Below are 11,807 nucleotides of genomic sequence, written 5' to 3' on the forward strand. Positions count from 1 at the left end.
CCAAACTAAGGGCAATCGCTGTGTTATGACTGACATAATTCTTATTCATTTTTAACACTCCCAAAAAATTAATAATAAAGCTTCTGAATTTGTTCGAAGTCCAAACTTAATTAAAAGTTCACAATATATTCACAAATTACCCACATAAACTTTACAAATTCTCATCAATGAATTTCATGAATTCTTTTTCACAAGAAAAATAGTGTCAGGTCTAGAAAATTGCCGCTTCGCGTTTCTTGCATTCCATTGCAATGATTCTTTGCTGTCCAAATAAAGATGACAGTCAGTCCGTAAGACTACTAAACAATAGTCATGAAACAGCCAGTTATAATCCGCCTCAACCGCTCCAAGCATTTCTAGAAACCTGTCATCCTCAAGAAAGGCCGTTTGTTATTTATGCCGGGAAGGATAGATTCCCGCTATCGAATGAGATTACGACGATCACCCTCTATGATTTTATGGAAATTCTGAAAGAAAAAAGGTGGTAATGGAATCTGACGGGTGTTTATCTGTTGTAATAAGCGCAGCTTGGGGATCGGTATAAACGCGATTCTTCAAGTTCTTTTGAGTAACAACAATTTGTAATCTGCTTGTATGTTCTCAATGCCAATATGATTGTTTATGCTTGGGACTGTTTCCTTTAAACAGAAAGTGTGTCCATTCAAGGGGGTAGCTTCAGCTCCAATTTAAGGTTTGTACCCGGATTCTTGGATTCACTTTGCTGTGCTAATGCAAATATTGGAGTTCTTCGCGTCACTCCAGCCTGCCGCACTTAATTCTCGTTTTCTCGGAATGCATTCTTAAGATAAATAATTGATAGCATGGCCGAGAAATGTGCGTTAAAGTTTCAATCTATTTGATCACAATTATTAGAGAGAGGATCTCGTCATGACTATTACCCTGATTGCTTTCGATGGCTCAGAAAACGCGATGCGTGCTATAGATGAGATAGTGGATACACTGGATACAAGTAAGCTACATGTGCATCTACTCAATGTGTGCGAGCCAGTTCAAATGAACGAAGTGGTTTTTAATGAAGATCCGCTTTTAGATATACTGAGTATCAAGAAGGCGCGTGAAGAAGCGGGGATGGCATTACTGACGCCCGCAAAAGCTCGCCTCGAGAGTGCAGGTATTCCGTTTGATGTGCATGTGCGCACAGGGAATCCGGCCGAAGTCATTATTGACTTGTCGCGTGAGTATCACTGTGATTTGATCGTGATGGGTACGCGCGGCATGGGTACGATAAAGAATCTGCTGCTCGGATCAGTGGCGAGCAAGGTTATTCACCTCACCGAAAAGCCGTTGCTGCTCGTCAAGTAGTCGCGTCGAAACCGGGTTAAGCAATGGGTAAGGCTTGGTAGGGGTGATCTATGCCTGGGAATAATCTTATGTTTTATATTATTGACTATGGTGGACAATAATGCGGGAAATAAAAACAAAAAGAACACAACCAGCTTGGCACAACATCTGCATTGATTCGGTATTAGAAAAACTGGACACAACGTCAGCAGGATTGACTTGGCACGAAGCCGAGGCGCTTTTGAACAGTCATGGACCTAACCGCCTGCTGGATCCGCCAAAACGCAGCGACATCATGCGTTTCCTGCTGCAATTCCACAATATCCTAATTTATGTACTGCTCGGTTCCGCAGTCATCACGGCAGTTCTGGACCATTGGATAGATACTTTCGTCATTCTGGCGGTGGTGCTAGCCAACGCAATCATCGGCTTCATTCAGGAGGGAAAAGCAGAAAAGGCGATGGATGCTATTCGTCAAATGCTGGCGCCCCATGCCTCGGTACTTCGTAGCGGTGAGCGTCATAGTATTGAGGGAGAAAAACTTGTGCCCGGTGATATTGTGCTGCTTGAAGCAGGTGATAAGGTTCCCGCCGATCTGCGGCTGCTGAAAACACACGGTTTGCAGATTCAAGAGGCGATTCTTACCGGCGAATCCGTGCCGGTAGAGAAGCATACCGAGCCAGTTCCCTTCGATGCGCCGTTAGGTGATCGTTCCTGTATTGCGTTTTCCGGTACGTTGATCACCTCCGGTCAAGGCAAAGGCGTGGTGGTGGCCACTGGTACTTCCACCGAGATTGGGCGCATCAGCGGCTTGCTGTCGGAAGTGGAAACACTGACCACGCCACTGGTAAAACAGATGGGGGCATTCGCTCAGTGGCTGACCATCTTCATTCTGTTAATTGCCACGTTTTTGCTTGGTTATGGTTATTTTGTCGGCCATCATGAGTTTACTGAGATGTTTATGGCAGTGGTGGGACTTTCGGTTGCGGCGATTCCAGAAGGCTTACCCGCGGTACTAACTATCACGCTGGCGGTGGGTGTGCAGTCGATGGCACGACGCAATGCCATTGTACGGCGATTGCCTGCGATTGAGACCATCGGTTCCGTTTCGGTGATTTGCACCGATAAAACCGGCACACTGACCCGCAATGAGATGATGGTTTCCTCGGTGCTAACGCATCAACATCTCTTTACATTGCAAGGCATAGGCTATGAACCGCGGGGAACACTATTGCTGGAAAATACCGAAATTTCTCCCGCCGAATATACTGTTCTGGAAGAGCTCGCACGCGCTGCAACCCTGTGTAATGACGCAGCACTGCATGATCATGAGGGTGTGTGGACGGTGGAAGGCGATCCGATGGAGGGTGCGTTGCTAGCCTTTGCCAGTAAAATAGGCATTGAAATTCGAAAGGAACAGGCAGCCTGGACGCGCACCGACGCCATTCCTTTTGATGCCAAACACCGTTTCATGGCAACGCTGAATCATGACCATGAACACCGCGCATTTGTGTCCATCAAAGGTGCGCCGGAGCAGATTCTTGCCATGTGCGAAACTCAAAGCGTTGCGGACGGGAATGTGGAGCCATTGAACAAAGCTTATTGGCAAGAAAAGGCGGATAGCATCGCCGCCCTCGGTCAGCGCGTGCTGGCATTCGCTGTCAAGCCCGTTCAATCAGAGCATACCGTGCTGGAGCGCACGGATATTGAAAGCACGCTCACGCTTCTCGGCATGACTGGGATGATTGATCCACCGCGTGTTGAGGCCATTGCAGCTGTAGCGGAATGCCACACAGCCGGTATTCGCGTGAAAATGATTACCGGCGATCATGCCAAGACAGCAGCAGCGATCGGCAAACAAATTGGCTTGCAAAACCGCACTAAGGTTCTTACCGGGGCTGACCTAGATGGAATGAATGACGCCACCTTGAAAGAAGCGGTATTGGAGTGTGACATTTTCGCCCGCACCAGTCCGGAGCATAAATTGCGCCTTGTCATGGCATTGCAATCACACGGCATGACGGTAGCCATGACAGGCGATGGGGTGAACGATGCGCCCGCACTAAAACGTGCCGATGTCGGCATTGCGATGGGCAAGAAAGGCAGCGAAGCTGCCAAGGAAGCAGCCGAGCTCGTGCTGGCGGATGACAATTTCGCTTCCATTGCCAGCGCCGTGCGCGAAGGGCGAACGGTCTATGACAACATCAAAAAAGTCATCAGTTGGACATTGCCCACCAACGCTGGGGAAGCGATGATCATCATAGTGGCGTTATTGCTCGGTATGACGCTGCCGATAACCCCGATTCAGATTTTATGGATTAATCTGATTACCGCCATTACATTAGGTATTGCGCTCGCTTTCGAACCGACCGAGGAAAACACCATGCGCCGTCCGCCGCGCCCAAGAGGAGAACCGCTGCTGGGTGGTGAGCTGGTGTGGTACATACTGTTGGTATCCATCTTGTGTCTTTGCGGTGTATATGGCATTTATTCCTATGCGACTGACCGGGGCTACAGCATAGAATTGGCCCGCACCCTCGCGGTGAATACGCTGGTGGCAATGGAAATATTCACTTTGTTCTTTATTCGCAATATATACGGCACATCGCTCACCTGGAAAGCGGTGCGCGGCACCAAAATGGTGTGGATGTCAGTAATTGTCGTTACCGTAGCACAATTGGCCATTACCTACCTGCCGCCTCTACAGACAATATTCGGCACGGAAGCAATACCGTTTCTGGATGGCTTGCTGGTCATCGGGATTGGTGTCGCGCTATTTGCCATCCTTGAAACCGAGAAACAGATCCGCCTGCGTCTTAACACCATCAAATCATGAAATGAATATTCTCCAGCTTATCTTGCAGCAAGTTACCTGCCCCGCACGACCATGGTATCGCATTCCAGAAGATGCAATAGATTCTCGGCTGTACTTCCGAGCATCGTTTTAAGAAATCCACTGCGGCCATGTGTACCGAGCACTACAAGGTCGATCTCCTTGTGACTTACGTAATCGCACAGTAGTACTTCCGGATGGCCTCTGTCAATTACACGATGAAGGCGATGCAAAACTGATGGTTCAAGTGCCATTTCGGCAAGAAAGCTATCGCACTGATCGTTGGCAATGGTCTTCCATGCTTCATTCGCCAGTATATCTCCTCCCAAACCGGCACCCTCATAAGCGTGGAACAACGTTAGTTGTGCATCACTAAACCAACGTATTGCAGTCTCTAAAGCTGGCTGCGATGCTGGCGAAAAATCTGTCGCTACTACCACATGCCGATAGGGGCCTCGTACCCGGCGACGCACGATCATTAGTGGAACCGGTAGTTCTTGCAGTAGTTTGTCGAGGGTGCTGCCGAATTGAGTACGAGCGAGAGATTCATCGCGTCCCAGACCAGTGATCACTAGATTGCTATTTTCCCGGCGTGCGGCCTCGAGCACGACTTCGTAGGGAATGCCTTCAGTCACGCATACTTCAGCGTCTATATTATCGGACGCCAAATCCATACTCAATCGACGTGCCGCAACTGTCCGGTAATCTTCTGGATGTCGCCACGAAGGTAGCTCTTGCGTCATCTTCGCATAGCGAACAGCATAGGTAGGATCTATTGCATGTAGCACTAGTAATTTAGCGCTCCAGGCTTGGGCCAATTGCGCCGCACGGTCCGATGCGCGATCACATCGACTGCTGAGATCAGTGGCTAGTAGTAAATTATAAATATCAGAATTTTCTATCATAAAGTTATCTCTTTCAAAAATTGTCATATACGGTGCGGTACATAATTCCACTCAACCTGAAAAGACACACTAGGTAGTTGGGACTAGAATAGAATTAACTATCTATTTTCATTTTTATATTCCTCCAATTTGATATGCCTAACATGTTTAACCAGTTAGGGCAAATTTAGATTGTGTGCACTTTTACAAATGGGTCGGTTTTCGATTTTTGTTAATACTTTGAGACGAAACAGAATCATATCGTTCATTTTTGCACCAATGATAGCATTTGCATTTGCATTTGCATTTGCATTTGCATTTGCATTTGCATTTGCATTTGCATTTGCATTTGCATTTGCATTTGCATGTGCAACCGCATCTCCAGATACACAAGCCGATGAGGGCGGTGCGAGTTTTTGGCTACCAGGGCAATTTGGCAGTCTCGCCGCTACACTGACCAAGCCGGGCTGGTCTCTTTCGTTTACTTACCACCACGCTTCTACGAGTACAGCCACAGGCAAGAATTTCGAGATTGGCGGCAGAATCGAAACAGGTATAAGTGCCCGTACCAATCTGCTATTTATCACACCAACATACACCTTTTCCGATTCCGTGCTTGGCGGTCAGGCAAGAATACCATTTGAACCTCAGAGGTTATAAGGAATTTGATGCCGAGAATAGACCAGAAGGCTGGAATGCTTGGATTACGCTAACGATACCGATTGAAACCGGTAACAATAGGAAATTACTATCAATCAAATAATTTATTGCTGAAGCGCACGAGAAAAATGATCATGATGAAATTTAATGAGTGCTGTAGTAGCGAGTCGTCTTTGGGGGTAGTGTAAACCCGATTCTTCAGGGATTCCTTGGGTAACAATAATTTGTGATCTGTTTTCTCGATGCCGATTTGATTGTTTTCGTTTGGGATCGCTTCTTTGAAACAGAACAAAATATGATCGCATAAAAGGGAGCAATTTCAATTCCAGTGAATGTTGGAGTTTCTGGCGTTACTGCAAACTACAAGCGCGGCGTTACATGCGGCAGAATACCTTGGGTTTCTGCCTTACGGGTTATACGTCACTTTAACCCCAGAATATTCCCGTGGTGTCACGTTCGACCTCGGCCAGCAGTTTTTCAATGTCTTTGTTCTCGGTGTTGGGCTCGAAAAGATGCCATTTACTATTGCGGTCTGCGCAGTACAGCAGCCATGTGTTGTTCTTCTCGTCTTTCTTGAACCGAGCGACTGGCATCTCGGTCCAGATTGAAGGATCGTCATAGCGCGGACGGCACTCAAACAGTTTTACTTCACTTCCTCTAATTTTGTATTCGATTCGGATCTGGTTTCGAACATGGGGCGGAACCGTATTCCGGCAATATTCGCCAAAAAGCTTCTCGATTCTCTCTCGTTCAAATTCGGATAGTGGCATTTAACGTGTCTCGTGATGTTGTGTTATAAGGTGCTCCGCCAAAAGTATAAAATATAGCGTAGTGTTGCAAGCGACGGAACACCCTGACGGGCTTCCACCTTACGGGTTGTCCGGTTTTACTTGACCAGGTCACTGTGCGCTTCAAGATAGCAACATGTTGGAGTTCCTGATGTCACTTCAATCTACAGCGCTTTATTACTTGATTCTGTATTTAGTTCGGATTGAGTTGGCAATGAAGTTAGCTTCAAACACATCACCACCTTCTGGCTTGGCTTGGAAAGTACGAATCATCATTCCAACACCAGGCTTGTAGTATGTTTGTACCTGAGGTGCAGAATAGGTTGTAGTTCCGGAGTAATAGCCAGTGTTTCCATAGGTAGATACGGTTCCAGATGTATGCGATGAGCCAGGCGATACATGTGCGTCGATTCGTGACTGGTCGGCGGAAGTTATCACAGTGAAATACTGTGCGTTGTTTGCAAGTGTCAATTCAGCGGCTCGTAGCAATGCAAAGTCTTGAACTCGATCACTGGATGTGAATGCGTTTCCTGAGAACGATACTCGGAAAACATCAGGGGACAACTGCGTGTTTTTGAAACCACCCGTAAATCCTGAGCTTTGATATCCGGTTGCACACGCTGCCATCAGCGGTACGAGAAGTGCGATGGCTATAAACCTCAGCATCATCATTTGCTTTTCTCCGATGTCTGCGCGTTCTAACGCTAAGTTAGCTATTTGCTGCATTGGCCTAAGATTTGACCTTTAAAAAGACTGCCACCGCTAAAGTTGCCATAACCATTTATAGTTTTCGTGTACATAGCAATTTTTCTGTCTGGATACATCGACCAGGTTACAATAGCTGATGTTTCAGGTTCGGAATCAACGCATACTACCGTATTCCTTCCTATTTGCGTACAGTTCATATCGGTTGGTGTTACCTTGCTATTTTTTCCATCGATATCAATCATGAATTTTTGATCGGTCATGCTATCAGCTGCGAACATAAAATTTTCATTTTGACGAATGCTTTGGCCTTTAAATTCGCCCACTACATAGCACTCAGCTACCGATTGCATTGAGATAAATAGCAAAATATACAAGATTTTATTCATCTGAAGATCTAATAGCTAGCGTAATTAATAAGATTTTTCGTCCAATAACCTATCAGATAATGTCGTAAAATCCGATGTTTTGTAGATTATCATCATAATTTTGCTTTATGCGATTGAAGGTAGTGAACGATTCAAAAAAATGTGACATCACCACCTGCTAAAAAATTACTGCAATCATTATAGTTTAACCACGGAAAAACGGGAGTTGCCATCCTCCGGACCAGGTAACCTGATGATCAGGCTATTAGCCGGTACTATCCGTATGAATCTCTATGAAAAAACTCTCTTCCGAAGTCATCGCCAAGCGGCTTGCCAATCTTCCTCGCCCAACGTATGCGGAGGATTTGCCGGTCAACACCCGTCGCGAGGAAATCAAAGAAGCGATCGAGAATCATCAAGTCGTGATCATTTGCGGGGAAACCGGTTCGGGCAAGACTACGCAAATCCCGAAAATCTGCCTGGAGTTGAAGCGCGGGGTGCATGGTTTGATCGGGCATACGCAGCCGCGGCGGATTGCGGCGCGGACGGTGGCGGGGCGGATTGCGGCAGAATTGAACAGTCCGCTGGGGCAGGCGGTCGGTTACAAGGTGCGGTTTACCGACAAGATCGGCGCGGACAGTTACATCAAATTGATGACCGACGGTATTCTGCTGGCGGAGACGCAGGGCGATCCGCTGTTGCAGGCTTATGATACGCTGATCATCGACGAAGCGCACGAGCGCAGCCTGAATATCGATTTTCTGCTCGGCTACCTTAAGCAATTGCTGCCGAAGCGGCCGGATCTGAAGCTGATCGTGACTTCCGCAACCATCGACGCGCAGCGTTTTTCCCGGCATTTCAACGATGCGCCGGTGATTGAGGTGAGCGGCAGGCTTTATCCGGTGGATATTTATTATCACCCGCCGCTTGTGGACGATGATGAAGACGGCGATATGCAGCGCGCCATTATCCATGCGGCCGATGAGTTGATGGCGCTGGGTTCCGGCGACATTCTGGTGTTTCTGCCGGGTGAGCGCGAGATCCGCGAAACCGCCGAAACCTTGCGCAAGCATTCGTTTCACCGTTTTCATTCGAGTATCGAAATCTTGCCACTATTCGCCCGGTTGTCGGTGGCCGAGCAGGAGCGGGTGTTTCAACCGGACGGCGCGCGCCGCATTGTACTGGCGACCAACGTGGCGGAAACGTCGCTGACCGTGCCGGGGATTCATTATGTGATCGATACTGGGCTGGCGCGCATCAACCGCTACAGCTACCGCAACAAGGTCGAGCAATTGCTGGTGGAAAAAATCTCGCAGGCATCGGCCAATCAGCGCGCCGGACGCTGCGGCCGGGTGGCGAATGGGGTGTGCATCCGGCTGTATTCCGAACAGGATTTTCAGGGGCGGACGGCGTTTACCGATCCGGAAATCCTGCGCTCATCGCTGGCTTCCGTGATTCTGCGTATGAAGTCGCTGAAAATCGGCGATGTCGAAGATTTTCCATTTCTCGAGCCGCCGTCGCCGCGCATGATTGCTGACGGTTATCAGTTGCTGGCGGAACTCGGCGCAGTCGACGATAACCGCAATTTGACCGACATCGGCTGGCGGCTGGCTAAGTTTCCGATTGATCCCAAGATTGCCCGCATGATTTTGGCGGCAAAGCAGGAAAATTGCCTGCATGAGATATTAATTATCGCTTCCGCATTGAGTCTGCAAGATCCGCGTGACCGTCCATTTGAACAGCAAGCGGCTGCCGATAATGCGCATCGCCGCTTCCAGGATGAACGCTCGGATTTTCTGGCGTATTTGAAATTGTGGGATTTCTTCGACGATCTGCTGAAACACAAAAAATCCGGCAAGAAACTGATGGCGCAATGCCGCGAGCATTTTCTGTCGTACCGCCGTTTGCGCGAATGGCGCGAGATTCATGGACAGCTGCACGTGCTGATGACCGAGTTGGGTTTTAAACCGAATGAAATACCCGCGGGTTACGATGAAATCCATCGCGCTTTATTGCCCGGCTTGCTCGGCAATATCGGTTTTAAAACCGAGAAGGAAGGGGAATATCTGGGTGCTCGTGGCATCAAGTTCGCCATTTTTCCCGGCTCGGTGTTAAAGAAAGGCAAAGCCAAATGGGTAGTCGCCGCCGAATTGGTTGAAACCAGCAAGCTGTATGCGCGCTGCGCCGCCAAAATCGAACCGCAGTGGCTGGAGCGGATCGCTGCTAATTTGTGCAAGAAACACTATTTTGACCCGCATTGGGAGAAGAAACAGGCGCAAGTGATAGTTTACGAGCGCGTGACGTTGTATGGTCTTGTCATTGTCCAGAAACGGCCGGTTCACTACGGCTCGATCAATCCCAAGGAATCGCGTGAGATTTTCATCCGTTCGGCACTGGTGGCGGGTGAGTATGTCACGCAAGCGCCTTTTTTTGCGCATAACCAAGCACTGATTGAAGAGATCGAAGCGCTGGAACACAAAGCGCGACGGCAGGATGTGTTGGTCGATGAGCAGGAGATTTTCGCTTTTTACGATGCCATCGTTCCGGCAAATATAACCAACGGCGCGGGATTTGAAAAATGGCGTAAGCAGGCCGAGCAAAGCGATGCGCATTTGCTCTATCTACAGCGCGAATTGCTGATGCGCCATCAAGCCGGTCATATTACCGAAGTACAGTTCCCGGAAACGATGACGCTGCCGGATAGCAGTGTTTTGCCGCTTACGTACCGGTTTGATCCCGGTCATGTGCTCGATGGCGTGACGGTTTCCGTACCGCTGCCGTTGCTGAATCGTTTGGATACCAAACAACTGGGTTATCTGGTTCCCGGTCTGATCCGTGAAAAAATCACCTGGTATTTGAAAGCGCTACCGAAGCAAATCCGCCGTATTCTCGTGCCATTGCCGGAATCGGTTACCGGATTCCTGGATCTTCAAACCCGTTCCTGGCAGCAAATTTCATTACAGGAGGCGTTGGAAAAATTTATTGTGCAAAAGACTTCCTTGACAGTTCCGGCAGAAACCTGGCAGATCACCGATATGCCGTCACATTTGCTGATGAATATTCGTGTGATGGACGATGCCGGGCAAGAGCTGGCCATGAGCCGTAATCTCGCCGAATTGCAAACACAGCTTGGCAAAGCGGCGCAGATGACTTTTGTAAAGCGCGATGCCGGGACCGATGACATCGGTATTGAACGCGATGCTATCACGCAATGGGATTTTGGCGATTTGCCGGTGGAGGTGCCTTTTAAAAGGAACGGGCAATCATTGACTGGTTATCCGGCGCTGATCGATAAAACGGACAACGCCGCTATCCGGCTGTTTGATACGCAGCAGGCTGCGGACAACGCGATGCGCTTGGGTGTCAGACGGTTATTGTGTTTGACGCTGAAAGACCAGCTCAAACAAATAGAAAAGAACTTGCCAGGATTAAAGCAGGCCAGCGTGCAGCTGGTAACCCGGATCAATCCGGGCGATCTGAAGCAGGATATGCTCGATGCCATCGTGGATCGCGCGTTGCTGCATGATGATCCGCTACCGCGCACAGCGGCTGAATTTGCCGCGCACGGCCAGCGAGCAAAAAGCCGTCTGCCGGAAGTGACCGCAGCACTTGCCCGTTTGTTACAGCAGATTGGCAGTGAATATCAGCTTGTGCTGGGACGATTAGCATCGACACGAAACGATCGCGTCAAATCTGAATTGGATGAGCAGCTTGGAAAGCTGATTTATCCTGGATTTCTCAGTAAAACGGCATGGCAGCGCTTGCAGCAATTTCCGCGTTATTTGAAAGGCATGGCGTTACGTCTGGAAAAATTACCGGCCAATCCCGAGCGTGACGAGCGCAATAGCGCCGAAATCACGCCACTCTGGCGGCAGTATCTGCAACATTGCGAGAAGCATCAGAAAATAAGCCATCAGAATGACAATCTCGATGAATTCCGCTGGCAGATTGAGGAATTACGCATTTCACTGTTTGCGCAGGAGTTGAAAACGCCGTTTCCGGTGTCCGTTAAACGGTTGCAGAAATTGTGGGAAAGTGTGCAAGCATAATCTGCGAAGGCAGGTGAAGGGCAGTTCCGGAGTTACCGGAGGGAAAAGTAGCACGGAACTGTTTTGATCATTGCGAGTGATTTCGATTACTTAGTTGTAAGAATTCCTAGCGTTGTTTACAGTATTCAGGAGAATACTGTAGATGAACATACACAAACGCACTCGCTTAACATTATTGGATCGCCAGGAAATTTGGCAGCTATATCAAACCCGCTTGT

General features: G+C 48.6%; 8 protein-coding genes. 4 read left to right on the forward strand and 4 right to left on the reverse strand.

The features are described 5' to 3' along the window. Positions 1-888: 888 nt before the first annotated feature. Both K2P83_RS03975 and K2P83_RS03980 read left to right on the forward strand, forming a co-directional pair. Positions 889-1,323, forward strand: a complete 435-nt coding sequence (locus tag K2P83_RS03975; RefSeq protein WP_090319757.1) for a universal stress protein — start codon at positions 889-891, stop codon at positions 1,321-1,323. 100 nt (positions 1,324-1,423) lie between these two features. Beyond that, positions 1,424-4,138 (forward strand): cation-transporting P-type ATPase, encoded by a 2,715-nt coding sequence (locus tag K2P83_RS03980; protein ID WP_292926584.1) that lies wholly within the window; start codon positions 1,424-1,426, stop codon positions 4,136-4,138. A 32-nt stretch (positions 4,139-4,170) separates the two neighbouring features. On the opposite strand, the gene K2P83_RS03985 is transcribed toward K2P83_RS03980, so the two are convergent. After that, complete coding sequence (locus tag K2P83_RS03985) at positions 4,171-5,040, reverse strand: universal stress protein (RefSeq protein ID WP_292926585.1); 870 nt, start codon at positions 5,038-5,040, stop codon at positions 4,171-4,173. 258 nt (positions 5,041-5,298) lie between these two features. Between K2P83_RS03985 and K2P83_RS03990 the strand changes: the two genes are divergently transcribed. Further along, the gene (locus tag K2P83_RS03990; protein ID WP_292926586.1) at positions 5,299-5,679 is read left to right on the forward strand and encodes a hypothetical protein; all 381 of its coding nucleotides are present in this window, start codon (positions 5,299-5,301) and stop codon (positions 5,677-5,679) included. A 425-nt stretch (positions 5,680-6,104) separates the two neighbouring features. Here the strand turns inward: K2P83_RS03990 and K2P83_RS03995 are convergent, their stop codons facing one another. From K2P83_RS03995 to K2P83_RS04005, 3 genes are all read right to left on the reverse strand, one after another. Continuing rightward, positions 6,105-6,449, reverse strand: coding sequence for a DUF3024 domain-containing protein (locus K2P83_RS03995; RefSeq protein ID WP_292926587.1), 345 nt, complete (start codon positions 6,447-6,449; stop codon positions 6,105-6,107). A gap of 195 nt (positions 6,450-6,644) precedes the next feature. Continuing rightward, complete coding sequence (locus tag K2P83_RS04000) at positions 6,645-7,139, reverse strand: hypothetical protein (RefSeq protein ID WP_292926588.1); 495 nt, start codon at positions 7,137-7,139, stop codon at positions 6,645-6,647. Positions 7,140-7,180: 41 nt separating this feature from the next. Next, positions 7,181-7,561 (reverse strand): hypothetical protein, encoded by a 381-nt coding sequence (locus K2P83_RS04005; RefSeq protein ID WP_292926589.1) that lies wholly within the window; start codon positions 7,559-7,561, stop codon positions 7,181-7,183. Between the two features lie 272 nt (positions 7,562-7,833). Here K2P83_RS04005 and hrpA point away from each other — a divergent pair, with 272 nt between their 5' ends. Beyond that, complete coding sequence (gene hrpA, locus K2P83_RS04010) at positions 7,834-11,589, forward strand: ATP-dependent RNA helicase HrpA (protein ID WP_292926590.1); 3,756 nt, start codon at positions 7,834-7,836, stop codon at positions 11,587-11,589. Positions 11,590-11,807 lie beyond the last annotated feature (218 nt).

Source organism: Nitrosomonas sp. (assembly GCF_019752415.1).
GTDB lineage: Bacteria > Pseudomonadota > Gammaproteobacteria > Burkholderiales > Nitrosomonadaceae > Nitrosomonas.

Excerpts from the sequence above, each read along its gene's own strand:
- K2P83_RS03975 (WP_090319757.1), top strand. The coding sequence starts at position 889 with ATGACTATTACCCTGATTGCTTTCGATGGCTCAGAAAACGCGATGCGT.
- K2P83_RS03980 (WP_292926584.1), top strand. The coding sequence starts at position 1,424 with ATGCGGGAAATAAAAACAAAAAGAACACAACCAGCTTGGCACAACATC.
- K2P83_RS03985 (WP_292926585.1), bottom strand. The coding sequence starts at position 5,040 with ATGATAGAAAATTCTGATATTTATAATTTACTACTAGCCACTGATCTC.
- K2P83_RS03990 (WP_292926586.1), top strand. The coding sequence starts at position 5,299 with ATGATAGCATTTGCATTTGCATTTGCATTTGCATTTGCATTTGCATTT.
- K2P83_RS03995 (WP_292926587.1), bottom strand. The coding sequence starts at position 6,449 with ATGCCACTATCCGAATTTGAACGAGAGAGAATCGAGAAGCTTTTTGGC.
- K2P83_RS04000 (WP_292926588.1), bottom strand. The coding sequence starts at position 7,139 with ATGATGATGCTGAGGTTTATAGCCATCGCACTTCTCGTACCGCTGATG.
- K2P83_RS04005 (WP_292926589.1), bottom strand. The coding sequence starts at position 7,561 with ATGAATAAAATCTTGTATATTTTGCTATTTATCTCAATGCAATCGGTA.
- hrpA (WP_292926590.1), top strand. The coding sequence starts at position 7,834 with ATGAAAAAACTCTCTTCCGAAGTCATCGCCAAGCGGCTTGCCAATCTT.